General features: G+C 62.2%; 25 protein-coding genes. 9 read left to right on the top strand and 16 right to left on the bottom strand.

The genetic code is table 11. The annotated features are described in order from the left end of the window. Window positions 1-287: 287 nt before the first annotated feature. From A9762_RS26380 to A9762_RS26360, 5 genes are all read left to right on the top strand, one after another. The gene (locus A9762_RS26380; RefSeq protein WP_069344928.1) at window positions 288-1,337 is read left to right on the top strand and encodes a bifunctional UDP-4-keto-pentose/UDP-xylose synthase; all 1,050 of its coding nucleotides are present in this window, start codon (window positions 288-290) and stop codon (window positions 1,335-1,337) included. Window positions 1,338-1,595: 258 nt separating this feature from the next. Further along, on the top strand, window positions 1,596-2,501 hold the full coding sequence (locus A9762_RS26375) for a polysaccharide deacetylase family protein (RefSeq protein ID WP_069344927.1): 906 nt from the start codon (window positions 1,596-1,598) through the stop codon (window positions 2,499-2,501). A gap of 107 nt (window positions 2,502-2,608) precedes the next feature. Next, window positions 2,609-3,070 (top strand): peroxiredoxin, encoded by a 462-nt coding sequence (locus tag A9762_RS26370; protein WP_069344926.1) that lies wholly within the window; start codon window positions 2,609-2,611, stop codon window positions 3,068-3,070. Between the two features lie 319 nt (window positions 3,071-3,389). Then, a complete protein-coding gene (locus A9762_RS26365; RefSeq protein WP_069344925.1) occupies window positions 3,390-5,144 on the top strand; it encodes a PhoH family protein in 1,755 nt (584 codons plus the stop codon). A gap of 252 nt (window positions 5,145-5,396) precedes the next feature. Further along, window positions 5,397-6,194, top strand: a complete 798-nt coding sequence (locus A9762_RS26360) for a C40 family peptidase (protein ID WP_083254315.1) — start codon at window positions 5,397-5,399, stop codon at window positions 6,192-6,194. A gap of 270 nt (window positions 6,195-6,464) precedes the next feature. Here A9762_RS26360 and A9762_RS26355 read toward each other — a convergent pair whose 3' ends face one another. After that, window positions 6,465-7,373, bottom strand: coding sequence for an alpha/beta fold hydrolase (locus A9762_RS26355; RefSeq protein ID WP_069344924.1), 909 nt, complete (start codon window positions 7,371-7,373; stop codon window positions 6,465-6,467). Between the two features lie 86 nt (window positions 7,374-7,459). Between A9762_RS26355 and A9762_RS26350 the strand changes: the two genes are divergently transcribed. Continuing rightward, on the top strand, window positions 7,460-7,867 hold the full coding sequence (locus A9762_RS26350; protein WP_069344923.1) for a MerR family transcriptional regulator: 408 nt from the start codon (window positions 7,460-7,462) through the stop codon (window positions 7,865-7,867). Window positions 7,868-8,033: 166 nt separating this feature from the next. Here A9762_RS26350 and A9762_RS26345 read toward each other — a convergent pair whose 3' ends face one another. The 8 genes from A9762_RS26345 to A9762_RS26310 form a co-directional block, all read right to left on the bottom strand. After that, window positions 8,034-9,044 carry an inorganic phosphate transporter gene (locus A9762_RS26345; protein ID WP_044455536.1) on the bottom strand — a complete coding sequence of 337 codons (1,011 nt, stop codon included), beginning with the start codon at window positions 9,042-9,044 and terminating at the stop codon, window positions 8,034-8,036. Between the two features lie 13 nt (window positions 9,045-9,057). Then, window positions 9,058-9,684: a DUF47 domain-containing protein gene (locus A9762_RS26340; RefSeq protein ID WP_069344922.1), complete on the bottom strand. Its 627-nt coding sequence runs from the start codon at window positions 9,682-9,684 to the stop codon at window positions 9,058-9,060. A gap of 113 nt (window positions 9,685-9,797) precedes the next feature. After that, window positions 9,798-11,165 carry a replicative DNA helicase gene (locus A9762_RS26335; protein WP_069345023.1) on the bottom strand — a complete coding sequence of 456 codons (1,368 nt, stop codon included), beginning with the start codon at window positions 11,163-11,165 and terminating at the stop codon, window positions 9,798-9,800. Window positions 11,166-11,479: 314 nt separating this feature from the next. Beyond that, window positions 11,480-11,932 (bottom strand): 50S ribosomal protein L9, encoded by a 453-nt coding sequence (gene rplI, locus A9762_RS26330; protein ID WP_069344921.1) that lies wholly within the window; start codon window positions 11,930-11,932, stop codon window positions 11,480-11,482. Between the two features lie 27 nt (window positions 11,933-11,959). Beyond that, a complete protein-coding gene (gene rpsR / locus A9762_RS26325; RefSeq protein ID WP_010803800.1) occupies window positions 11,960-12,241 on the bottom strand; it encodes a 30S ribosomal protein S18 in 282 nt (93 codons plus the stop codon). Window positions 12,242-12,243: 2 nt separating this feature from the next. Continuing rightward, window positions 12,244-12,546 (bottom strand): primosomal replication protein N, encoded by a 303-nt coding sequence (priB, locus tag A9762_RS26320; protein WP_044455532.1) that lies wholly within the window; start codon window positions 12,544-12,546, stop codon window positions 12,244-12,246. A gap of 46 nt (window positions 12,547-12,592) precedes the next feature. Then, complete coding sequence (rpsF, locus tag A9762_RS26315) at window positions 12,593-12,970, bottom strand: 30S ribosomal protein S6 (protein ID WP_044455531.1); 378 nt, start codon at window positions 12,968-12,970, stop codon at window positions 12,593-12,595. A gap of 196 nt (window positions 12,971-13,166) precedes the next feature. After that, the gene (locus tag A9762_RS26310) at window positions 13,167-14,078 is read right to left on the bottom strand and encodes a LysR family transcriptional regulator (RefSeq protein ID WP_069344920.1); all 912 of its coding nucleotides are present in this window, start codon (window positions 14,076-14,078) and stop codon (window positions 13,167-13,169) included. Between the two features lie 122 nt (window positions 14,079-14,200). Between A9762_RS26310 and gcl the strand changes: the two genes are divergently transcribed. The 3 genes from gcl to A9762_RS26295 all read left to right on the top strand — a co-directional run bounded on the left by gcl (window position 14,201) and on the right by A9762_RS26295 (window position 18,159). Then, window positions 14,201-15,967: a glyoxylate carboligase gene (gcl, locus tag A9762_RS26305; protein WP_069344919.1), complete on the top strand. Its 1,767-nt coding sequence runs from the start codon at window positions 14,201-14,203 to the stop codon at window positions 15,965-15,967. 226 nt (window positions 15,968-16,193) lie between these two features. Further along, window positions 16,194-16,985: a hydroxypyruvate isomerase gene (gene hyi / locus A9762_RS26300; RefSeq protein WP_069344918.1), complete on the top strand. Its 792-nt coding sequence runs from the start codon at window positions 16,194-16,196 to the stop codon at window positions 16,983-16,985. A gap of 151 nt (window positions 16,986-17,136) precedes the next feature. Further along, window positions 17,137-18,159 carry a 2-hydroxy-3-oxopropionate reductase gene (locus A9762_RS26295; RefSeq protein ID WP_256388793.1) on the top strand — a complete coding sequence of 341 codons (1,023 nt, stop codon included), beginning with the start codon at window positions 17,137-17,139 and terminating at the stop codon, window positions 18,157-18,159. Between the two features lie 261 nt (window positions 18,160-18,420). On the opposite strand, the gene A9762_RS26290 is transcribed toward A9762_RS26295, so the two are convergent. The 7 genes from A9762_RS26290 to A9762_RS26260 form a co-directional block, all read right to left on the bottom strand. Beyond that, window positions 18,421-19,461 (bottom strand): asparaginase, encoded by a 1,041-nt coding sequence (locus A9762_RS26290; protein WP_069344916.1) that lies wholly within the window; start codon window positions 19,459-19,461, stop codon window positions 18,421-18,423. A 90-nt stretch (window positions 19,462-19,551) separates the two neighbouring features. Then, window positions 19,552-20,490, bottom strand: coding sequence for a CysB family HTH-type transcriptional regulator (locus A9762_RS26285; protein ID WP_069344915.1), 939 nt, complete (start codon window positions 20,488-20,490; stop codon window positions 19,552-19,554). A 177-nt stretch (window positions 20,491-20,667) separates the two neighbouring features. Continuing rightward, complete coding sequence (locus A9762_RS26280) at window positions 20,668-21,744, bottom strand: sulfate/molybdate ABC transporter ATP-binding protein (protein ID WP_069344914.1); 1,077 nt, start codon at window positions 21,742-21,744, stop codon at window positions 20,668-20,670. A 46-nt stretch (window positions 21,745-21,790) separates the two neighbouring features. Further along, the gene (gene cysW, locus A9762_RS26275) at window positions 21,791-22,696 is read right to left on the bottom strand and encodes a sulfate ABC transporter permease subunit CysW (protein ID WP_069344913.1); all 906 of its coding nucleotides are present in this window, start codon (window positions 22,694-22,696) and stop codon (window positions 21,791-21,793) included. 73 nt (window positions 22,697-22,769) lie between these two features. Further along, the gene (cysT, locus tag A9762_RS26270; protein ID WP_069344912.1) at window positions 22,770-23,633 is read right to left on the bottom strand and encodes a sulfate ABC transporter permease subunit CysT; all 864 of its coding nucleotides are present in this window, start codon (window positions 23,631-23,633) and stop codon (window positions 22,770-22,772) included. Window positions 23,634-23,651: 18 nt separating this feature from the next. Continuing rightward, window positions 23,652-24,683: a sulfate ABC transporter substrate-binding protein gene (locus A9762_RS26265; RefSeq protein ID WP_069344911.1), complete on the bottom strand. Its 1,032-nt coding sequence runs from the start codon at window positions 24,681-24,683 to the stop codon at window positions 23,652-23,654. A 172-nt stretch (window positions 24,684-24,855) separates the two neighbouring features. Then, the gene (locus A9762_RS26260; RefSeq protein ID WP_069344910.1) at window positions 24,856-25,503 is read right to left on the bottom strand and encodes a TetR/AcrR family transcriptional regulator; all 648 of its coding nucleotides are present in this window, start codon (window positions 25,501-25,503) and stop codon (window positions 24,856-24,858) included. Window positions 25,504-25,557 lie beyond the last annotated feature (54 nt).

Genomic DNA, 25,557 nt, shown 5'->3' with positions numbered 1-25,557 from the left:
CGAAACAAAAACAGGCGCCAAGCCGCACGAAATGGCGCTGAAGCCGGACGCCGGGAGATCATCGTCCCGGCACATTTACCGACGTGGCGGATCGTCGCCGGGTGGTCCGCGGGCTCGCCTGTCACGCTCGCCCGCCCCTGCCGGTTTGCCCTGTGGACTGCAAGTAGTGGATAATGCGCTCCTCGGCATTTGCGGCGACGGAAATGCCATCGTCATTCATGAACTAACGCTGGACGGCAAGCTTGTCACGCCGGAACAGTTTTCCCAGCTCAATCACTGACCGTAATATGAAAAAAGTCCTGATTCTCGGTGTTAACGGGTTCATCGGCCACCACCTGTCGAAGCGCATCCTGGAGACGACCGACTGGGAAGTTTATGGCATGGACATGCAGACCGACCGCCTCGGCGATCTGATCAACCATGAGCGCATGCACTTCTTCGAAGGCGACATCACGATCAACAAGGAATGGGTCGAGTACCACATTCGCAAGTGCGACGTGATCCTCCCGCTGGTCGCTATCGCCACGCCGGCCACCTATGTGAAGGCCCCGCTGCGCGTGTTCGAGCTCGACTTCGAAGCGAACCTGCCGATCGTGCGCTCGGCCGTGAAGTACGGCAAGCATCTGGTGTTCCCGTCGACCTCCGAGGTCTACGGCATGTGCACCGACGGTGAATTCGATCCGGAAAACTCGCCGCTGATCTACGGCCCGATCAACAAGCCGCGCTGGATCTACGCCTGCTCGAAGCAGCTGATGGATCGTGTGATCTGGGGTTACGGCATGCAGGAAGGCCTGAACTTCTCGCTGTTCCGCCCGTTCAACTGGATCGGTGCCGGTCTCGACTCGATCTACACGCCGAAGGAAGGTTCGTCGCGCGTGGTCACGCAGTTCCTCGGCCACATCGCTCGCGGCGAGAACATCAGCCTGGTCGACGGTGGTAACCAGAAGCGCGCCTTTACCGACATCGACGACGGTATCGATGCACTGGTTCGCATCATCGACAACAAGAACAACGTCGCCAGCGGCAAGATCTACAACATCGGCAACCCGACGAACAACTTCTCGGTGCGCGAACTCGCCAACATGATGCTCAAGCTGGCGAGCGAATTCCCGGAATACGCGGAAACGGCCAAGAAGGTGCAACTGGTCGAAACCTCGTCGGGCGCCTACTACGGCAACGGCTATCAGGACGTGCAGAACCGTGTGCCGAAGATCGACAACACCATGCAGGAACTGGGCTGGAAGCCGACCACGTCGATGGACGACGCACTGCGCAAGATTTTCGAAGCGTATCGCGGTCACGTCGCCGAAGCGCGTCGTCTGGTCGAAGGCGAATAATGCCTGTGCCGCCCGGCATGCCACGGCATCGAAGCCGTGGCATTGTCCGGACGTCGCGCGACACGCCCGGTGCGCCCTCGGCGCATCGGGCGTTTTTGACTCCACGCGTTTGACTTCACGTTTTTTGACGCTATTTTCGACCGCTGTCGCTGCCTCGGCCTCGGACGTCGGAAATGCATCCGGTCAACTGATTCGACATTCGAGACATTGCCCGCCACGCGGGCCATGCCTTCGATGCACCACTCCTCAAGGGCGGCTATGGCCAAGATTGTCCTGAAGATCGACGTCGACACGCTGCGCGGCACACGCGAAGGCGTTCCCAACCTGCTCGCCGCGCTGGCCGAGCACTCGGCACAGGCGACGTTTCTGTTCAGCCTCGGTCCGGACCACACCGGATGGGCACTCAAGCGAGTCTTCCGTCCCGGCTTCCTGAAGAAAGTCTCGCGCACCTCGGTCGTCGAACACTACGGCTTCAAGACGCTCATGTACGGCACCCTGCTGCCCGGGCCGGATATCGGCAAACGCGCGGCCAACGTCATGCGCACCGTGCAGAGCGCCGGGCATGAGACCGGCATCCACACGTGGGACCACACGTACTGGCAGGACAATGTGCGCACGCGCGACGCCGCCTGGACGCAACACCAGATGTCGCAGGCCCACGCCCGCTTCGCGCAGATTTTCGGCGCCCCGCCGCTGACCCACGGCGCCGCCGGCTGGCAGATGAACAACCACGCGTTTCGCCAGATCGACGCCTGGGGCATGAAGTATTCGTCCGACGGACGCGGTAACGCCCCTCACTATCCGATCGTGGACGGCGTGCGTCTGAAGCACGTGCAGATGCCGACGACATTGCCGACGGTCGACGAACTGCTCGGCATCGACGGCCGCGACATCAATGGTGTTGCCGAACACTTGCTTGCCCTGACTCGCGATCCGGCGCAAGATCACGTGTTCACGCTTCATGCAGAACTCGAAGGGCAGAAGCTGGCGCCGCTGTTCCGTCAGCTGCTGGCCGGATGGCGTCGTCAGGGCCACGATCTCATCACGATGGGGCAGTATTACGAGACGCTGGATCTCAGCGCATTGCCGGCACACCCGGTGGTGTGGGGCGAGATCCCGGGTCGCTCGGGCGATCTGATTCTCGAGGGCCAGGCGGCTGCCTGACGTCGGGGTGATCGACGCGTCCCGACCCGCGCACCGAATTTCGCAAGACCCCGAATTCGACAACCTTTTCCCGAACCGGCCTGGCAAGGCCACCCAAGGAGACCATAGTGACGGTAGCCATCGACACTCCCGTGCCCGATTTCACCGCACCTGCCACCGGCGGCGATTTTTCGCTCAAGGCCCATCGCGGCCAGAAGGTGGTGATCTACTTTTACCCGAAGGACAACACGCCGGGCTGCACCACGGAAGGCATGAATTTCCGCGACAGCTACGACCAGTTTCAGGCCGCCGGCGCCCAGATCATCGGCGTGTCGCGCGACAGCCTGCGCTCGCATGAGAACTTCAAGAACAAGCTGGAACTCCCCTTCCCGCTGATCTCGGACGGCGACGAAGCGGTATGCCAACTGTTCGGTGTCATCAAGCTGAAAAAACTGTATGGCAAAGAACATCTTGGCATTGAACGCAGCACGTTCCTGATCGACGCCAAGGGTGTGTTGCGCAAGGAATGGCGCGGCGTGCGCGTGCCGGATCACGTGTCGGAAGTGCTCGCCGCAGTGCAGGCGCTCTGAGCGAATCTCGCGTGGGCCGGCGTCCGCCTCGGCGGTCGTCGGGCATGCGCGCGAGCGCTATTCGGCGGGCTGTTGCATTCAGGTCGATGCGACCGCCAGTGAGGGCATCCGACGCTATACAAGCACGGCAAGAGACGTTATAGTCGGCCGTAATGATCAAGCGCATTGAACGAGACTATTGCAGGCGTCGCCACGGCGGCGCCTTCAGCCAAGCCGCCTCTCCGGTGCGTCCGGGCAGGCGGCTTTTTTGTTGCCGGGACGTGATGTATTGCCGTTTGTCCCGGCCGAGTAGTGTTGTGTTTTCTTGAACGGGAAATCTATGCCATTGCCATCGGCGCCGACCAAACCGGGCTCGCTGCTTGCCCCGGAACAATTCCCCACTCGCCTCAAACCTTCGCGCACGGAGGCCAAGAAACCGATTCCCTCGTCTGAACAACATGCACTGGGCGAAACGTCCGGTGCCGCCGGTGCTGCCGGCGCGACCGAATTGAAGGTCGTCCCCAAACCCGCCCCGGCGACGCAGACTGCTTCACAGCCGTCGCCTGTCGCGCGTTCGCCCCAGTCGCCGCAGTCGCCTCCGAAGGCCGACTCGACCGGTGCCGGCGCCTCGCTCAAGGCGGTCAAATCGCCTTCAACAGGGTCCGGTTCGAAACGCACACGCGGCAAGGATCAGGAACCGGCCAAGCTCTTCGTGCTCGACACGAACGTGCTCATGCACGACCCGAGCAGCCTGTTCCGCTTCGAAGAGCACGACGTCTATCTGCCCATGATGACGTTGGAAGAGCTCGACAATCACAAGAAGGGCATGTCGGAAGTGGCGCGCAACGCGCGTCAGGTGAGCCGCACGCTCGACGGGCTGGTCGCCGAAAGCGGCACGAAGTCGATGGCGGAGGGCATTCCGCTCTCGCGACTCGGCAACAAGGACGCCACCGGGCGTCTGTACTTCCAGACCGACCTGCCCGACGTGCCGCCGCTCGAAGGTCTGCCGCAAGGCAAGGCCGACAACCAGATTCTGGGCGTCGTGCGCGCGTTGCAGGACAAGTTCCGCGATCGTCAGGTCGTGCTGGTGTCGAAAGACATCAACATGCGCGTCAAGGCGCATGCGCTCGGCCTGCCTGCGGAGGACTACTTCAACGACAAGGTGCTCGAGGACAGCGATCTGCTCTACTCGGGTGTGATGGCCCTGCCCCCGGACTTCTGGACGAAGCACGGCAAGGGCATGGAAAGCTGGCAGGACAACCGTACCGGCACCACGTTCTATCGCATCACCGGGCCGCTCTGTGCGAGTTTCCTCATCAATCAGTTCGTCTATCTGGAGACGAACAATGGCGAGGCACCGTTCTACGCGCAGGTTCGGGAAATCAACGGCAAGACGGCGCTGCTGCAAACGCTGCGTGACTACGGCCATCACAAGAACAATGTGTGGGGCATCACGGCGCGCAACCGCGAGCAGAACTTCGCGCTGAACCTGCTGATGAATCCCGAAGTGGATTTCATCACGTTGCTCGGTCAGGCCGGTACCGGCAAGACGCTGCTGGCGCTCGCCGCCGGTCTGGCGCAGACGCTCGACGAGAAGCGCTACAACGAGATCATCATCACGCGCGCAACCGTGCCCGTCGGTGAAGATATCGGCTTCCTGCCGGGCACCGAGGAAGAGAAGATGCAACCGTGGATGGGTGCATTCGACGACAACCTCGAAGTGCTGCAAAAGACCGACGACTCCGCCGGCGAATGGGGCCGTGCCGCCACGCAGGAACTGATTCGTTCGCGACTCAAGGTCAAGAGCATGAACTTCATGCGCGGTCGTACGTTCGTGAACAAGTTCGTCATCATCGACGAGGCGCAGAACCTGACGCCGAAGCAAATGAAGACGCTCGTCACGCGCGCCGGTCCCGGCACCAAGCTGATCTGCCTGGGCAACATCGCGCAGATCGACACGCCTTACCTCACCGAAGGCAGCTCGGGCCTCACTTACGTGGTGGATCGCTTCAAGGGCTGGGGACACAGCGGACACGTCACGCTCGCGCGCGGCGAACGTTCGCGTCTGGCGGATTACGCCGCAGAAATTCTCTGACGTCCGCCCTCATCGAGGGCTTCGATGCACGACAAGACGGCGCCTTCGGGCGCCGTTTTTATTGGCTTCGCATGAAGGTCCGGCGTCAAGGTCGTCCATCAACGCACATGGCGACCGGATGACGATATCGCCCGGCAAGCCGCGAATTTGTGACGTCAATGCCACAAAACGCACGGATTCCGGTACTTTTGCGATGCATTCGGGCGGTAAGCGTCGTAAACTCTGCGCATGCGAACCCAGCGCCCTCTCCGCATGCCTCACCCTCTGACTCGCCTGATCGCCAGATACACCACGCAGCCGGCAACGCTGGCACGCGTGCCGTGGCGAAGCGCCGGAGTGCTTGCTCTGACGCTGCTCGTCGCCGCGTGTTCGTCCGGCCCGGCAGTCCGGCAAGGGGGGAACGCGAACTATGGCAACCGCACAGTCGGCCCCGAGCGCAGCGCCGGACAAGAGGAAATCACGCTCGAAGCGATGAGCCTCGTTGGCATTCCTTACCGCTACGGCGGCAATACGCCCGACTCAGGTTTCGATTGCAGTGGACTGGTGCGCTATGTCGTGGCACGTGCTGCGGGCGTGAATCTGCCACGGACCACCGCCGACATGAGTGGCGTGGGCACGGTGCTCGAACGCGATGATCTCGCTTCGGGCGATCTGATCTTCTTCAACACGACGGGACGCGCGCATTCGCACGTGGGCATCTACGTCGGTCAGGGGAAGTTCGTGCATGCCCCGAATTCGGGCGGCACGGTGCGTCTGGAGAGTATCTTCATCCCGTACTGGGCGAAGCGCATCGATGGCGTGCGACGTGTCGCCGCCAACAAGGCCCCGGCAGGCAACACAACCTACGTCAATCGCACGGCACCGGCAACGGTGGCGCAAACGCCTGCTGCCGCCCCGCTGCCGAACGTGCCGATGGATACAACGCCGAATCGTCCGCTGACGGCAGCAACGCCGTCGCCGCTGGAGGCCCCCAGCAACACCGCCGGACTCGCCTCCCCGCCGGCGCAGGACGACGACCCCATCGCCCGCTTCGCCAACAGCTCAATGTAAAACCGCCCGACCGATGGGAGACATTCCGTCGGCCGGGCCGGATCACCGCAGGTGCGCAAGCAAAGTTGCCGCCCCGCCGATGTTGATCGCTGCGCCCATCAACACGCCAAGGGGACGGTTGCGCAAAGCCTGGATCAATGTGGTCATATTCGCCTCCTTCGTTGCTCGATAAAACACTATGAACAAATGATAATCAATCGTAATTAACTATTGAAATTGATTATCCCGATGAAGGCGATACGTCATCTCAATGGGATCCGCGATCCGGTGTCAATGCAACGCCACCGCATCCACAAGCGCCGCCAGATCGCGGTTGAAGCGGTCCGGCGATTCGACAAACGGGGCGTGCCCCGCGCCGGGATAGACGCTGACGTTGGCCGTCGGGTCCAACGCCTTGGCCCGCTGCGCGGAGGGTCCGGCCTTGACGAGCGCATCACGCTCGCCGTAGATCAGCAGCAGCGGCTTATGCATTGCCCCGAGCCCTGTAGGCGCGTCTACCGTCATCCGATGCACCACGCGCTGCATGTCGAACGATGCCAGAGCGGCATTCGCTAGCAGGCGGTCGAATGTCGGGGCGTCCGGCTGAGTTTCGAAACACAGCTTCAGGAAGGCATTCTCGGCGTCGAGACGGGTTTTCAGGTCGGCGGATGTCATGTCGCGATAAATCTCGGGATGCGGCACGATCTGATCCGGCTTCAGCTCGATCACACCGCCCACATAGATCGCGCCCGCAATTCGCGCATCGCCATACGCCGCCAGATAGTTGGTGGCCACCGCCGCACCGAGCGACCATCCGACGATGACGGGCTGCCTGGCCCCCGACCCTGCGATCACGGCGGCCAGATCGTCTGCCCAACGGCGACCATCGGTGTAGGCGTCTGCGCGTTCCGGTTTACCCGACTGTCCATGCCCACGCAGGTCAAATGTAATCAGACGGTAGCGTTGCAGGAGCGGGCTGTTCGTCTGCGCATCCCAGCTCAGATGGCTGCCCAGCAATCCGTGGACGAAGACGATGGCTGGGCCATCCGGATTGCCGGATTCCTGCACCGCGATCGAAACGCCGTCCGGCGCGGTGACGGTGTACGAGACCGGAGCAGCTTGCGCGAGCGTGGCGGCACCGGACAAGGCCAGCACCGTCAACCAACGACGCAGGCCCTTGAAAAGGTTGAAACTGAACATGATTGAAAGACTTCGATGTGGAAGGATCGACAGTCTCAACCCTCACACCAATGTGAGAGTCAAGCAAAACTGCTAAGCTCGATCACATGACACATCCCGCGCCTCCCATGCCCCTCAAAATCGGCGAACTCGCACGAGCGACGGGCGTCAGCATCCGCGCCATCCGCCATTACGACGACCATGGGCTACTGACATCGACCCGCGCCGAGAACGGCTATCGCGCGTTTCAGCCGGTTGCGATCACGCAGGTCAGACAGATTCAGCGCCTGATCGCGACCGGCTTCAGTCTGGAGGAGATTCGCAGTTTTCCCGACTGCATGCGGCTGATCGAAGGCGCGAAGGCCTGCAAGGAAATCTCGGAGACGCAACGCAAGCGGCTGGCCGCGCTGGAGCAGCAGATTGCCGATCTGGAGCGTCGGCGGGCACGGTTGAGGAGCATGCTGATGGAAGATCGTGAAGCGACGGGAGATGCCGGGACGTCGTCACCCACCTAGCCACACACGGGCGCATGGCGGCGCCATCCCCGCCTTTCGTCACTCGCTCGGGCGGATCAATATCGCAATGCCCGACTCGCCGATCCGATCAGCAGACAACAAAAAAGCGGCCGAAGCCGCTTTTTTGCACGTCGAGAAAAGCGCCGTCGTCAGACAGCGCTTCATCTCACAGGAACTGCTTGCCGACCCACCACGCGATGGCGGCAATGAAGGCCGATGCCGGGATCGTCAGCACCCATGCCCAGACGATGTTGCCCGCGACGCCCCAACGCACAGCGGACAGCTTGCGCGTGGCGCCCACCCCGACGATAGCGCCGGTGATGGTGTGCGTGGTCGAGACCGGCACGCCGAGCCACGAGGCGAAGAACAGCGTGAACGCCCCGCCCGTCTCGGCGCAGAAACCGCCAACCGGCTTGAGCTTCGTGATCTTCTGCCCCATCGTGCGCACGATCCGCCAGCCACCGAACATGGTGCCCAGACCGATCGCCAGATAGCAGCCGATGATCACCCACAGCGGCGGTTCAGCGGCTTCCTGCGGCCACAGACCGGCGGCGATCAACAGCATCCAGATGATGCCGATGGTCTTCTGTGCGTCGTTACCGCCGTGTCCCAGGCTGTACATACCGGCCGAAACCAGTTGCAGACGACGGAACCAGCGGTCCACACGTGCCGGTGGCGTGCGGAAAAACAGCCACGACACGAGCAGCATGAAGAACGAGCCGAGCACGAACCCGAGCAGCGGCGAGACGAAAATGAATGCCACGGTTTGCAGCAGACCGCTCGCGACGAGCGATCCCGTGCCCGCCTTGGCCACCGCCGCGCCGACCAGACCACCGATCAGGGCGTGCGACGAGCTCGACGGAATACCGTAGTACCACGTGATGATGTTCCAGGCGATCGCACCGACGAGCGCACCGAAGATCACATAGTGATCCACGATCTCGGGGTGTACCGTGCCCTTGCCCACCGTCGCCGCGACTTTCAGGTGAAAGACAAACAGCGCGATGACGTTGAACATGGCGGCGAAAGCCACCGCCTGATGCGGCTTGAGCACGCCCGTCGAGACGACCGTAGCGATCGAATTGGCGGCGTCGTGAAAACCGTTCATGAAGTCGAACAGGAGCGCCAGAACGACCAAGAGTCCGACCAGCCAGAGGCTGATGTGCAGCGTTGCCATCGAAAGTCTCCGCTCAGGCGTTTTCCAGCACAATGCCTTCGATGATGTTGGCAACGTCCTCGCACTTATCGGTCACCGATTCGAGCAATTCGGACACAGCCTTCTGCTTGATCAGCTCTTTCACGTCCGCTTCTTCGCGGAACAGCTTCGACAGCGATGCGCGCAGCAAACGATCGGCTTCCGATTCGAGGCCGTCGATCTCTTCGCAAAGCTTCAGGATATCGCGCGCACGATCCATGTCGTTGAGCAGTGCGACCGTGCTTTGCACACGCTCGCAGCACTTCACGCAGATCTCGCCGAGCGTACGGGCCTCGGTCGGCACGCTCTTGATGTCGTACATCCAGACGGCCGTCGCCACGTCTTCCATCAGATCCAGGATGTCGTCCATGGTGCTGATCAGCTTATGGATCTCATCGCGGTCGAAAGGCGTGATGAACGTCTTGTGCATCAAGTCGATGGTCTCGTGCGTGATGCGATCCGCTTTCTTCTCGTTGTTCTGCACGGCAACGGTACGTGCCTCGGCGTTGGGCAGGTCGTTGAGCATGGCGGACAGCTCACGGCTGCCTGCCACCATGCACGCCGCGTGCTGGTTGAACAGGTCAAAGAACTTGCCCTCGGTGGGCATGAAGCGACCGAACATTATGGGGAAACTCCGGGTATTAATAGGGGACGGGTCGACACAAAAACGTCACATTCTACCTCGTCGGAGGCATGCGTTACCGCACGCGCATCCGAACAGGTGGAAATCGGGCGTCAGTATTGTGGGCCGGCCAGATTGTCGAACTTCGTGTAGGCACCGATAAACGCCAGGCGCACGTGGCCGATAGGACCGTTACGCTGCTTCGCGATAATGATCTCGGCCGTGCCCTTGTCTGGGGTATCGGGGTTGTAGACTTCGTCGCGATAGATGAACAGGATGATGTCGGCATCCTGTTCGATAGCGCCCGATTCGCGCAAATCCGACATCACGGGACGCTTGTTGGGACGCTGTTCGAGACTTCGGTTCAGCTGCGAGAGCGCAATCACCGGCACGTTCAGCTCTTTGGCGAGGCCCTTGAGCGAGCGCGAGATTTCGGAAATTTCGGTGGCGCGGTTCTCACCGCCGCCCGAGCCGCTCATCAGCTGAAGGTAATCGATGATGATCAGACCGAGCTTGCCGCACTGACGCGCCAGACGTCGCGCGCGCGCACGCAATTCCATCGGATTGAGTGCCGGCGTTTCGTCGACGAACAACTGCGTCTCGTTCATCTTCTGCATGGCATGCGTGAGCTTCGGCCAGTCTTCGTCGACCAGCTTGCCGGTACGCAGACGATGCTGATCGAGACGCCCCACCGAACCCAGCATACGCATGGCTAGCTGCGTGCCCGGCATTTCCATCGAGAACACGGCGACAGGCAGCCCTTCTTCCACGGCGATGTGCTCGCCGATGTTCATCGAGAACGTCGTCTTACCCATCGACGGGCGGCCGGCCACGATGATCAGGTCGCCACCGTTGAAGCCGGACGTCATGCGGTCGAGATCGACGAAGCCCGTCGGAATACCGGTGATGTCGCTACCGCCTTCGCGGTGGTACAGCTCGTCGATACGCTCGACGACCTGCGTGAGCAGCGGTTGCAGTTCGAGGAAGCCGCTCGTGCTGCGCGAGCCCTCTTCGGCGATGGCGAACACTTTCGCCTCCGCCTCGTCGAGCATCTGACGCACTTCCTTACCTTGCGGATTGAAGGCATCCGAGGCAATTTCATCGGCCACGGTCACGAGCTTGCGCAGCACCGCACGGTCGCGCACGATTTCGGCGTAACGACGGATGTTTGCCGCGCTTGGCGTGTTCTGCGCCAGTGCGTTCAGATAGGCGAGCCCGCCCACATCCTCGGCTTTGCCGGCGGAAGTGAGCGATTCGAAAACGGTGATGACGTCGGCAGGACGATCGCCGGAGATCAGGCGACCGATATGCTGATAGATCTGTCGGTGGTCGTATCGATAGAAATCGTGTTCGGACAGGAAGTCGCCGATACGATCCCAGGCGCTGTTATCGAGCAGCAAACCGCCGAGCACGGATTGCTCCGCCTCGATGGAGTGCGGTGGCACCTTGAGTGAATCGAGCTGGGGATCGGGCGCGTTCATGCCGGGCATTATACCGTCCCCGCGATCCCGGTCAGCCCCGGCGAAATCCCGCTTGCGCGACGATTTTTCCGAGCGTGGTTTGTTCAGCAGTTTCCCTGGAGGCAGCATAAGGTGGCGCTATCGAACGGTGACGTGGATGGAGGTGAGCGCGCAACCGGAAGGCGGTCGGCGTAGATCGGCGTATGACCGGCAACCGGATCTTCCGGCGGCCATGCATGACGGAACAGCAACAGAACGGACAGACATAAAAAAACGGAAGCCGGTAGACCGACTTCCGTCTTTTATTCGCGTCGGGAAGCTGACGCGGGTACGACTTAGGCGTGCTCGCCCAGCACCGACACCGTGACGTCGATCACGACGTCCGTGTGCAGTGCCACTTGAACCGGGAAGTCACCCACGGTCTTGAGCGGGCCGTTCGGCAGACGCACTTGCATCTTCTCGACCTTGAAACCTTGGGTGCCCAGGGCTTCGGCGATGTCGAAGTTGGTGACCGAACCGAACAGACGACCGTCAACGCCGGCCTTCTGTGCGATCTGAACGGTCAGACCCGACAGCTTTTCGCCTTCGGCTTGCGCCGTAGCCAGCTTGTCGGCAGCAGCCTTTTCCAGTTCGGCGCGGCGAACTTCGAATTCGGCGATCGCGTCCTTGGTGGCGCGGCGAGCCTTCTTCGTCGGGATCAGGAAGTTACGTGCGAAACCGTCCTTGACCTTCACGATGTCGCCCAGGTTACCCAGGTTGACGACCTTTTCCAGCAGAATCACTTGCATTATCTATTCTCCTTCGTCGACTGGCGATTAAGCACCGTGCAGATCGGTGTACGGCAGCAGCGCCAGGAAACGCGCGCGCTTGATAGCCGTATCGAGCTGGCGCTGGTAGTGCGCCTTGGTGCCCGTCAGGCGAGCCGGGGTGATCTTGCCGTTGTCGCCGATGAAGTCCTTCAGCGTTTCGACATCCTTGTAATCGATCTGCTCGACACCAGCGACGGTGAAGCGGCAGAACTTCTTGCGCTTGAACAGCGGGTTTTGCTGTTGGCGGCGGCGATCAAACTTCTTGTTTTTACCGTTAGGACGCGGCATGTTCAACAATCCTTTTCAAATGCTTGCAATGCTGTGATGTGAAACACCAGGGTGCGGCTATTGCGATGCTTCTTTGCCAGAAACCCAGCCCACTGGGCCGGTTTCTCAAGTCCCAACGCCATGACTTTGGCACTGATGGGACCGATCGCAACTGCCGGTATCGAGAACTCGACCTGACGGGCAACGCCCGCCTCTTCGGCTGTTCCCTCGTGCGCCAGCGTGACATCGATGACGGGAAGCCCGGCCGGGGTATAGCGCAGCGTGCCGATTTCGACGATGCTGGCCTCGAGCCGTAGGCGATTCACGCGGTCAATGTTTCCGTTGGCACCCTGATGCGTTCCGGTGCGCTAATTACGAAGCAGCAGCTTCGGTCGCGGGCGTCGCGGCAGCCTTCTTGGCTTCTTCGCGGGCCACTTCCTTCATCATCGGCGACGGTGCGGTCTCAGCCTTCTTCATCTTGACGACGAGGTGGCGCAGAACGGCGTCGTTGAACTTGAATGCGTGTTCCAGCTCGTCCAGGGTTTCCTGGTCGCATTCGATGTTCATGCAAACGTAGTGAGCCTTGGCCAGCTTTTCGATCATGTAGGCCAGTTGACGACGGCCCCAGTCTTCGACGCGGTGGATCTTGCCCTGGCGGGACTCGACCGTGCCACGATAGCGCTCGATCATGGCAGGCACTTGCTCGCTCTGATCGGGGTGAACGATAAATACGATTTCATAATGACGCATATGTTGCTCCTTATGGACAAAGCTGCCTGGGCGTCAGAACCAGTGCAGCAAGGTTGCAGAACCCGCGATTCTAGCGGATTTCATGTCGATCATCAACACCCGTCCTATCGGTACCCGCCATATCGCCCCCGCATCGCCCTTTGCAGCGCCCTCTCGGATGCCCCCGCGACGGCGCCTCGACAGCCTTCCCATGACGTCAACCGTTCTCCAGCCAGTAATTCGGACGTGCGTAAATCTGCCGCAACTGCTCGATGAAGAGCCGCACGCGGGCGGGCTGAAAGCGCTGCTGGGGATAGACGGCCAGAATGTCGTAGTCCGGCAGCGCGTACTCGTCCAGCACGGTTTCCAGCTCGCCTGACAGCAGTTCGCGCTGAATCTCCCACGTCGAGCGCCAGCCGAGCCCCAGCCCTTCGAGCGCCCAGCGGTGCAGCAACTCCCCGTCGTTGCAATCGAGATTGCCCGCCACGCGTGTCGTCACCAGCTTGCCCTGCCGCTTGAAGTACCAGCCGCGTTGCTGTCCGCCTTGCAGATTGAACGCGAGGCAGTTGTGCCTGGCGAGATCCTCCAGCGTCTTGGGACGGCCGTGCCGTGCGAAATAAGCGGGCGTGCCGCACACCACACGCCGGTTCTGGGCGAGTTTGACGGCCACGAAGTTCGGATCGACCGAGCCGCCGATGCGAATCCCCATGTCGTAGCCTTCGCGCACGATGTCCACCACGCGATCCGTCAGATTGAACGAGATCTGCACTTCCGGGTGCAGACGCAGGAACGCGGGCGCGTGTGGCGCCACGTGCTTGCGGCCGAACGCCGCCGGGGCAGACACGATCAGGTGACCGGAGACGGCATGCCGCCCGGCGCTGATCTCGTTCTCCGCCATGTCCCAGTCGCCGAGCAACTGTTTGCAACGCTCCAGAAAAGCGCCGCCCTCTTCCGAGAGCGCCAGGCGTCGCGTGGAACGGTACATGAGCTTGATGCCGAGTCGCTTTTCGAGGGCGTCGATGCGCCGCCCGAGGATCACCGGCGAGACCCCCTCCTTGAGGGCTGCGGCGGCCAGACTGCCCGCCTCGGCCACCTGCACGAAGGTTTCAATTTGTTTGAAACGGTCCATCGCGTCTCCATTCGATACTTTTTGTTCTTAAAAAAACGATCTTTTGTGATCTTATCAAACAAATCGTACCGGCTTAAAGTGACCTCCAACAACGATTCACTATTACTCACTGGAGGAGTCACATGGCCAAGATGACCGCCGTAGAGGCCGCCGTCCGCGTGCTGGAGAAGGAAGGCATCACTACCGCATTCGGCGTTCCCGGCGCCGCCATCAACCCGTTCTATTCGGCACTGCGCAAGGCCGGCAGCGTCGAGCACGTGCTCGCACGCCACGTCGAAGGCGCCTCGCACATGGCCGAAGGCTACACCCGTGCGGAAGCGGGCAACATCGGCGTTTGTATCGGCACCTCGGGTCCGGCAGGCACGGACATGATTACCGGCCTGTATTCGGCACAAGCCGATTCGATTCCGATTCTTTGCATCACGGGTCAGGCACCGCGCGCCCGTCTGTACAAGGAAGATTTCCAGGCTGTGGACATCGAGTCGATCGCCAAGCCCGTCACCAAGTGGGCCGTGACGGTGCGTGAGCCGGCGCTCGTGCCGCGTGTGTTCCAGCAGGCGTTCCATCTGATGCGCTCGGGCCGTCCGGGTCCGGTGCTGATCGATCTGCCGTTCGACGTGCAGGTCGCCGAGATCGAATTCGATCCCGAAACGTATGAACCGCTGCCGGTGTACAAGCCTGCGGCCACGCGTGCCCAGATCGAGAAGGCGATTCAGATGCTGGTCGCCTCCGAGCGTCCGCTGATCGTCTCGGGTGGCGGCGTGATCAACGCCGACGCCGCCGATCTGCTCGTCGAGTTCGCCGAGACCGTCAACGTGCCGGTCGTGCCGACGCTCATGGGCTGGGGCACCATCGCCGACGACCATCCGCTCATGGCGGGTATGGTCGGTCTGCAAACGTCGCACCGCTTCGGCAACGCGACGATGCTCGCCTCCGATTTCGTGATGGGTATCGGCAACCGCTGGGCGAACCGCCACACCGGCAGCGTGGATGTCTTCACCAAGGGTCGCAAGTTCGTGCACGTCGATATCGAGCCGACGCAAATCGGCCGCGTGTTCGGCCCCGACTACGGCATCGTCTCCGACGCCAAGGCCGCACTGACCCTGTTCGTGGAAGTCGCCAAGGAACTGAAGGCCGCGGGCCGTCTGCCGGACCGTTCGCAATGGGTCGCCGATTGCCAGAAGCGCAAGCGCACCATGCTGCGTCGTACCGATTTCGATCAGGTGCCGATCAAGCCGCAACGCGTGTATCAGGAAATGAATGCGTTCTTCGGCCGCGACGTGCGCTACGTGTCGACCATCGGTCTGTCGCAGATCGCCGCTGCGCAGTTCCTGCACGTGAACAAGCCGCGCCACTGGATCAACTGCGGTCAGGCCGGCCCGCTGGGCTGGACGGTGCCGGCTGCCATCGGCGCGAAGGTCGCATCGCCGTCGTCGGACGTCGTGGCGATCTCGGGCGACTACGACTTCCAGTTCATGATCGAAGAGCTGGCCGTGGCCGCGCAGTTCAAGGTGCCGTACATCCACGTCGTGGTGAACAACTCGTACCTGGGTCTGATCCGTCAGGCACAGCGCAACTTCGACATGGACTACTGCGTGCAGCTCGCGTTCGAGAACGTGAACTCGCCGGAATTGAACGGTTATGGCGTCGATCACGTGAAGGTGGCCGAAGGCCTCGGCGTGAAGGCCATCCGCGTGTTCCAGCCGAACGACATTCAGCCGGCGCTCGCTCAGGCCCGCAAGCTGATGGCCGAGTTCTCGGTGCCGGTGATCGTGGAAGTGATTCTCGAGCGCGTGACCAACATTGCGATGGGCACGGAAATCAACAACGTCAATGAGTTCGAAGAAATCATCGACGTCGTGGAAGAAGACGACGCAGTGTCGGCCTAAGTCCGCCAGCACTGCCAACGGTTTGCGGGGCGCGTGCGTCCCCTCCGCTTTCGGCTAGACCCCGTAACGGCCAAAGCACGCGCTCCGCAATCCAGCAGCACCGAGCAACATCAAGCAATACCACGCAATACCTGGTGACACCCAGCCGTACCCCGGCTCACCCAAGCATCACCCTTGCATCGAATCGTCGAAACCACCCCCTAGAAAAAAGAGAGGAGTCAGCGCAATGCCGAAATTTGCCGCCAACCTGACCATGCTGTTCAACGAGGTGCCGTTCCTCGACCGCTTCAAGGCGGCCGCCGCAGCGGGCTTTCGCGGCGTGGAGTTTCTGTTCCCCTACGCGTTTCACCGCGACCAGATCGCCGACAAGCTGAACCAGTATCAGCTCGACCTCGTGCTGCACAACCTGCCCGCCGGTAACTGGGATGCAGGCGAGCGCGGCATCGCCATCTTCCCTGATCGCGTGGCCGAGTTCCGCGACGGCGTGGGCGAAGCCATCACCTACGCCAAGGCGCTCGGCGTGAAGCAACTGAACTGCCTCGTGGGCAAGCAAGGCGCCGACCTGTCGACGCAAGTCGCCACGGAAACGCTCGTGGGCAACCTGCGCTTCGCCGCCGACGCCCTGAAGGCCGAAGGCATCCGTCTGCTGGTCGAGCCGATCAACACGTACGACATTCCCGGCTTCTTCGTGAACCGGACGAAGCAGGCACTGGAAATTTTCGACGCCGTCGGCTCGGACAATCTGTTCCTGCAATACGACATCTATCACATGCAGCGCATGGAAGGCGAACTGGCCAAGACCATCGAGACGAATCTGGCGCGCATCGCTCACGTACAACTCGCGGACAACCCGGGCCGCAACGAGCCGGGCACGGGCGAAATCAACTACGCGTACCTGTTTGCGTTCCTCGATCGCATTGGCTATCAGGGCTGGATCGGTTGCGAGTACAAGCCCGCGACGACCACGACCGACGGCCTCGGCTGGTTCAAGGCCGCAGGCCTGCGCGAAGCCGCCTGAGCGGCACGAACGCACGAGCCTGCCCCGCACACCCCCGGTTCAACCGCACCTCGCCTCCCCCGGCGCAGTGCGCAAGACATGACGGTGACGGCGCACGCGGTGCGTCGCGCCGCCCGACCGGGTTTCGACGAGGAAGGGCCCCGCCGGCCGCATGCAGGGGGCATGCGGCCGGAGTCCGGGGGACGCGTCAATCACAAGGCATGCACGGCATCGATGCCGCTCACGCCTTGGCGCCCTGCTCGTCCGGCGCCCGGCAACAACACTTCAAACTTTGGCAACAAGGAGTCTCGAAATGGCACAACTCGGTTTTATTGGTCTGGGCATCATGGGCGCGCCGATGGCGAAGCATCTGCAAAACGCCGGTCACAAGCTGTTCCTGTACGAGCGCCGCACGCCCCCGCAAGACCTGATCGACGGTCAGGCCACCGTCTGCACGTCGGCCAAGGAAGTCGCCAAGCGCGCCGATATCGTGTTTGTGATGGTGCCCGACACCCCTGATGTGGGCGCCGTGCTGTTCGGTCAGGACGGTCTGGCCGAAGGCCTCTCCGCCGGCAAGATCGTCGTCGACATGAGCTCGATCTCGCCGATCGAAACCAAGGAATACGCCAAGAAGATCAAGGCACTCGGCTGCGAATACCTCGACGCACCGGTCTCGGGCGGCGAAGTGGGCGCGAAGGCCGCGTCGCTGTCGATCATGGTCGGCGGCTCGCAAGCCGCGTTCGACGACGTGAAGCCGTTCTTCGAACTCATGGGCAAGAACATCACGCTCGTGGGCGAAAGCGGCGCAGGCCAGACGTGCAAGGTCGCCAACCAGATCGTGGTCGCACTGACGATCGAAGCCGTGGGCGAAGCCCTGCTGTTCGCCTCGAAGGCCGGCGCCGATCCCGCCAAGGTTCGTGCAGCGCTGATGGGCGGCTTTGCATCGTCGCGCATTCTGGAAGTGCACGGCGAGCGCATGGTCAAGCGCAACTTCGAGCCGGGCTTCCGTATCGCCCTGCACCAGAAGGATCTGAACCTGGCGCTGCAGACGGCGAAGACCCTCGGCGTGTCGCTGCCGAACACGGCCACGGCGCAGGAACTGTTCAACGCCTGTGCCGCCAACGGTGGCGCAGCGTGGGATCACTCGGGCATGGTGCGTGCGCTGGAAATGCTCGCGAACCATACCGTCGCGTAATCCGGCAGACCGTCAAAGGAACGACAGGCACCCGTCGGCAGTAACGCCGTCATGCGTGGCATGGCGGCACGGCGGGCGTCGCACCGCGTAGTTCGCGAGAAGACGAAGCAAACGGCTGACAGAGAAAAGCCGTCCGCAGGCAAAAAAGCAGGGAGAAGTGAGAGAGGTACCAGAGTGTACTGGCGAGGACGTCGACAGACGCCCTGCCGAGCGTCACGGCGCGAGTCGAGCGAAAGTGCGACTGGCGCCGTATTTTTTTGATCAGTACTCGTCGAACAGACTCTGCATGCGCTCGCGCGGCACACCGGCCTGCAACGCCAGCATCAGCAGCACGCGCGCCTTGTACGGATGCAGATTGCCGGTGCTCACGAAGCCGTACTGATCGTCCGGCGCGGCGCCGTTATGCATCACGTGACCGCTGCCCACGCGCGACGCACGCACGACCGTCACCCCGCGCTGCACCGCCTCGGCCAGAGCCTGTTGAAGCAACGAGTGCAGCGAGCCGTTGCCGGTGCCTGCGACCACAATGCCTTGCACACCGGCTTCCACCAGCGCATCGACGGCAATACGCGACACGCCCGCATAGCTCGACACCACTTCCACCGCCGGCAATTCGCCGGACAAGCCGACGAACTCGCTCTCGACGGTGTGGTATTGCAGCGGTTCCCGCTGAAACGCAACGCGCTCGTCCTGCACCCAGCCGAGCACGCCGATTTCCGGCGAGTGAAACGCATCGACTTTATAGGTGCTCGTCTTGATGACGTCGCGAGCGCAATGAATCTGGTTGTTGATGGCGACCATCACGCCGCGTCCGCCCGAGATCGGATCGGTCGCCACGCGCACAGCGTTGAGCAGATTGAGCGGACCGTCGGCCGAGAGTGCCGTGGCCGGACGCATCGCCGCCGTCAGCACGACGGGTTTGCGGCTGTTGATCGTGAGATGCAGGTAATACGCGGTCTCTTCGAGCGTATCGGTGCCATGCGTAATCACGGCGCCGGCCACATCCGGTTGCGCGAGCAAGGCGTTCACGCGTGCGGCGAGCTTCTGCCACAGCGACATGCTCATGTCCTTGCTGTCGATCTGCGCGACCTGTTCCGCATGAATATGCGCGACGTTGCCCAGCGCGGGCACGGCGGCGAGCAGGTCCTGAACACCGAGCGCCCCGGCCTGATAACCGGCGGTGCGCGTGGCGTCGGCCGCGCTGCCCGCGATCGTGCCGCCCGTGGCGAGCAGCGCAATGCGCGGCAGCTCACCGGAGGACACGGTGTAGTGAGGAATCGGGTTGAATGAGGTCAAGGTCATGCCAGCGATTGTATCCAATACTGCCCCGCTTCCCAATCGCTGAAAATATCGATCCCGCCACGAGAGCGGGATCCGGCTTCAGGGGGCCATTCAAGCCGCGAATTCCAGCGCTTCGCGCAGCTGTGTCGAGATTTCCTGCTCCTTGAGCGCCGGTGCGAGCATCTCAATGAACCGATAAGCATACGAGCGCAGGAACGCCCCGCGACGCAGGCCGATACGCGTCGTGCTGGGCTCGAACGCATTGTCCAGCTCCAGCACCGCCAGATCCTGGTCCTTGCGCGGGTCGACGGCCATCGCCGCCACGATCCCCACACCCAGCCCCAGTTCCACGTACGTCTTGATCACATCCGTATCGAGCGCGGTGAGCACGATATCCGGCACCAGCCCCTGATCGGTGAACGCCTTGTCCACGTGCGAGCGTCCGGTGAAATCGCCGTCATACGTGATGATCGGATATTCGGCGATGTCGGCGAGCGTCACGTTCTCGCGGCCCACGAGCGGGTGGTCTTTCGGCACGACCGCCACGTGGTGCCATGAATAGCACGGGAACGTGACGATATCGGGAAAGCGGTCGAGCGCCTCGGTCGTGATACCGATGTCGGCTTCGCCGTCGATGACCATCTGCGCGATCTGGCGCGGGCTGCCCTGGCGCAGCGCCAGATGCACCTTCGGGTAGACGCTGGTGAACTGCTTGATCACCTGCGGCAACGCGTAACGCGCCTGCGTGTGGGTCGTGGCCACGACGAGATGCCCGCTGTCCTGATCCGCGAACTGGCGCGCCACGCGGCGCAGGTTCTCGGCGTCGAGCAGCATGCGCTCGATCAGTTGCAGCACCGCCTTGCCCGGCTCAGTCAGGCCGGTGAGTCGCTTGCCGCGACGCACGAACACGTCCACACCGAGTTCGTCTTCCAGATCCTTGATCTGCTTGCTCACGCCCGACTGCGACGTGTACAGCGCACTCGCCGCTTCCGTCAGATTGAGGTTCTGGCGCACCGCTTCGCGCACGTAGCGCAATTGCTGGAAATTCATGATCTAACTCCGCCCTGTTACTTGTCTGTCCATGACGTCGACGATGTCTGCCATGTCTGTTTGAATACGTACAACTTGTTGTCCTGTCGATCGATGCCGCCCGACATCACGCAATGTCACGCAATGTCGCGCAACGTCACCGTGTGCGGCCCCTTGCCTGCGACTCCCACCGGCAACTCACGCCTGCGCAGAGAACACCCGCAACTGACGCGGCACGGCGCGCAACGGGGTACCGGCATCCGCGCCGAGCGCCTTCCAGCCCGAGCGCGTGAGTTCAGCTTCCCACACGGCGTCGCCCGGTGCGGCAAGTTCCACGCGCACGGTGCCGCCCAGCGGAATCGCGCGACGCACGGCCACGTCGATCCCCGGACCGCCATCGTTCGCATTGACCAGCGCCAGATCGTGCGGACGCACATACGCAATTGCCCGCCCGTCCTGCGGCACCGCCGGCAAGTCGTCCTTGTGCACCGTCACGCGATACTGGCCCGCATCGGCAATGAAATCGTGCGTCTGCAACTCACCCGAGAGCCGGTTCGCCGCGCCGAGAAACTCGTAGACGAACGCACTTTCCGGCGTGTCATAGACATCCTGCGGCGCGCCGATCTGCTCGACCTTGCCGCGATTCATCAGCACGATGCGATCGGCGACTTCGAGCGCCTCCTCCTGATCGTGCGTGACGAAAATCGTCGTGATGTGCAGCTCGTCATGCAAACGGCGCAGCCAGCTACGCAACTCCTTGCGCACCTTGGCGTCGAGCGCGCCGAACGGCTCGTCGAGCAGCAGCACTTTCGGCTCCACCGCAAGCGCACGGGCCAGCGCGATACGCTGACGCTGGCCACCGGAGAGTTCCGCCGGATAGTGATCGGCCAGCCAGTCCAGTTGCACCAGACCGAGCAACTCATGCACCTTGGCACGGATCTGGGCATCGGACAGACGATTGCGGCGCGACTTCACACGCAGACCGAACGCCACGTTCTCGAACACCGTCATGTGACGGAACAGCGCGTAGTGCTGAAACACGAAACCGACCTGGCGCTCACGCGTGCCCACGGACGCCACGTCTTCACCATTGAGCACCACGCGCCCGGCATCGGCAAATTCCAGCCCGGCAACGATGCGCAGCAGCGTGGTCTTGCCGCAACCCGACGGCCCGAGCAGCGCGACCAGTTCGCCGGTCGGAAATTCGAGACTGACGTCGTCGAGCGCGTTGAAGTCGCCGAAGCGTTTCGAAACCTGTTGTACCTGGATGCTCATTGTCTTGCTCCTCGATGCTTGATCTGACGATGCCGGAGATGGCGCTTCAGGCCTGCACGGCGTCTGCACGACGCGCCGCCTTGTCCTGCGCCAGCTTGTGTTCGGCCCAGAGCTTCAAGGCCAGCGTTGCCAATGCCAGCAGCGCGAGAATCGACGCCGCCGCAAAAGCCCCTACCGTGTGGTAGTCGTTGTATTCAATTTCCACGTGCAGCGGCAGCGTGTTCGTCTCACCGCGGATATGGCCCGAGACAACGGACACCGCGCCGAACTCGCCCATCGCACGGGCGTTACACAGAATCACGCCGTACAGCAGACCCCATTTGATCTTCGGCAGCGTCACCCGCGTGAACACCTGCCAGCCGCTCGCGCCCAGCACGCGCGCCGCCTCTTCTTCTTCGCTGCCCTGCGCCTGCATCAGCGGAATCAGTTCACGCGCGACGAACGGGAACGTGACGAACACCGTCGCGAGCACCAGCCCCGGCAATGCGAATACGATCTTCAGGTTGTGCGCGTCGAGAAAATCCCACAGCGGCCCCTGACGTCCGAAGATCAACAGGAATGTCAGCCCGGCCACGACCGGTGACACGGAAAACGGCAGGTCGATGAGCGTCGTCAGTACGCTCTTGCCCCGGAATTCGAAGCGCGCGATCGCCCACGATGCCGCCACGCCGAACACCAGATTCAGCGGTACGGCGATCACCGCGATCAACAGCGTCAGGCGGATGGCCGACAGCGCGTCGTCGTTGGTCAGGCCATCCCAGTAAGCGGCGAAACCCTTGCCTAGTGCCGTGACGAACACCGAGGCGAGCGGCAGCACGAGAAACAGCGCGAAGAACAGCAGCGCTACGCCGATGAGGATGGCCTTGACGAACGCGGGCTCGTCGGTCGGATCGGATTGGCGTGCCTTGGCGGTTTGCGGCAAGGTGCGCGACAGTGTGAGTGAATCGGACATGATCGAAACGTTCTCTTCGAAGGCGGACCGGGTTGTGCGTGATCGGTGCGTTGTGCCTGGTGACGTCAGCCAGTTACAAACCGCTGGCACGACGGCCCGAATGACGACGTTGCAGCCACCATTGCAGGGTATTGATGAGCAACAGCAGCACGAACGAGATCAGCAGCATGACCACGGCGAGCGCCGCCGCGCCGGCGAAGTCATATTGTTCGAGCTTGGTGATGATCAGCAGCGACGTGATCTCGGAGACCATCGGGATGTTGCCCGCGATGAAAATGACCGAGCCGTACTCGCCGACGGCACGCGCAAACGCCAGCGCAAAACCCGTCAGCAACGCCGGCAACACCGCCGGGAGAATCACGTGACGCAGCGTCTGCCAGCGTGTGGCCCCAAGGCACGCCGCCGCTTCTTCCTGCTCGCGCTCGAACTCTTCGAGCACCGGTTGCAGCGTGCGCACGACGAACGGCAGACCGATGAAGGTCAGCGCCACGAAAATGCCCAGCGGCGTGAAGGCGATCTTGATGCCGAGCGGTTCGAACCAGCGTCCGACCCAGCCGTTCGGCGCGTAGATCGCGGCGAGCACGATACCCGCCACCGAGGTCGGCAACGCGAACGGCAGGTCGATCAGCGCATCGACGAAGCGCTTGCCCGGGAACGTGTAGCGCACCAGCACCCACGCTAGGATGAAACCGAACACGGCGTTAAGCGACGCCGCCGCGAGCGAGATGCCGAACGTGAGGCGGTACGACGCCAGCACGCGCGGCGAACTCACGGCGGTGACGAAACTCGCCCAGTCGAGCGAGCTTGCCTTGATGAAGACCATCAGCAACGGCACCAGCACCACAAGGCTCAGGTACGCGACGGTGTAGCCCATCGTCAGGCCAAAGCCCGGCAAGGCACTTGGCTTACGCCACAGAGGAAAGAGTGCGGTACTCATGCGAAGGTCCCTGCCTGATTACTTCTTGGTGTAGATCTGGTCGAAGATGCCGCCGTCGGCGAAGTGCTTGGCCTGCGTCTTCGTCCAGCCGCCCAGATCGGCGTCGACCGTGTAGAGCTTGAGCTTCGGATACTGCGCCTCATACTTTTTGGCGATTTCCGGCGAACGCGGACGATAGAAGTGCTTCGCGGCGATTTCCTGACCTTGCGGCGAGTACAGCCATTGCAGATAGGCTTCGGCGGCCTTGCGGGTACCGTGCTTGTCCACGTTCTTGTCAACGATGGCCACCGGCGGCTCCGTCAGGATCGACGACGACGGCACCACGATGTCGAACTTGTCCGGACCGAGATCCTTCACCGACAGCAGCGCTTCGTTTTCCCAGGCGATCAGCACGTCGCCGATGCCACGCTCCACGAAGGTCGTGGTCGCCCCACGCGCGCCCGAATCCAGCACGCCGACGTTCTTATAGATCGCCTTGACGAATTCCTGCGCCTTCTGCTCGTTGCCGCCCGGTTGCTTGAGCGCGTAGAGCCAGGCCGCGAGGTAGTTCCAGCGGGCGCCGGCCGACGTCTTCGGGTTCGGCGTCACCACGCTGATGCCCGGCTTGGCGAGGTCGTTCCAGTCCTTGATGTTCTTGGGGTTGCCCTTGCGCACCAGCAACACGATGGTCGACGTGTACGGCGTGGCGTTGTCCGGCAGACGCTTCTGCCAGTCCTTGTTCACCAGGCCAGCGGAAGCCAGTTCATCGATGTCGGCCGAGATGCCGAGCGTGACGACGTCGGCGGGTGCGCCATCGAGCACGGTACGGGCCTGCTTGCCCGAGCCGCCGTGCGAGGCTTTCACCGTCACCGTGTCGCCGGAGACTTGCTTGTAATGGGCTTCGAAAGCCTTGTTGTAATCGGCGTACAGCTCGCGCGTCGGGTCGTACGACACGTTGAGCAGCGACAGGCTTGCGGCCTGCGCCTGAATCGTCATGCCGGCGGCCAATGCCAGACCGCCCAGCGCGACTACCAGCTTCTTAGCTTTCCATCCCCGTGCTGCTTTGTTCATGACTTGCACTCCTTGTTTGCTTCTCGTGTGTAGGAGGCCAGTCTATGAGTCCGTCTAAATAATTAAAAATAATATTTTCGCTTTTGTTTATGCCGGAATAAGGATTAGAGAATTTGTGCTGATGACCGCGAACACCCCGTGGGAGGGCTTTCCGTGTGATGAATACCGTCCGTCAGACGTAAGGGGAGCCTGCCAATGCCGTCACGATCCCCGCTGCGCCTTGATCCACAAGGCTCAGGAAGCTTTTCTCGGCGATGGCGGTGTCCTGCGTTTCCCGGAAAGTCCGGTGCGCGTGCAGGAAGGCGACCGTCCAGGCCGCGAGCAGCAGCGCGGCCGCCAGTTGGGCCTGCACGTCCGGCGACGCCTGTCCGGCGCGCTCGGCGAGGGCCTGTGCCACCACGTCGGCCAGTTCGTCCCGAATCGCCCGGGCACGCGCCTTAAGGGTTTCGCTGCCTTCGATCGTCTTCACGAATCCCTGGCTTTGCGCCGAGAAATCCACGAACGGGCTGCCTTGCGCGACCAGCCGGTGCGCCAGCAGACGCAACGCTTCGACCGGCGAAACACCGTCAGCTCCCCCACGGATCGCCTCGCGCAGCGCTTCACGCCCCTCCTCGTCGCGGTCGAAGAACATGTCCTCCTTGCGCGGGAAGTGGTTGAAAACCGTCATGCGACCCACGTCGGCGGCGGCGGCGATCTGGTCCACCGTCACGTGATCGAACCCATGCTCGTGGAAAAGCCGCGTCGCCGCGTTGGAAATGCCCTGTCGCGTGGCAAGGCGCTTGCGTGACCTCAGTGATTTCAAATCGGTTGGCGTTGACATGTCGATTCCGATGACCTAGTTTACATGTACTTAGTACATTTATATACGAAGTAT

The organism is Pandoraea sp. ISTKB, assembly GCF_001721285.1.
GTDB classification, from domain to species: Bacteria; Pseudomonadota; Gammaproteobacteria; order Burkholderiales; family Burkholderiaceae; genus Pandoraea; species Pandoraea capi.
Note: the sequence above shows the minus strand (reverse complement) of the source record. Positions and strands in the feature narration are given on the sequence as shown.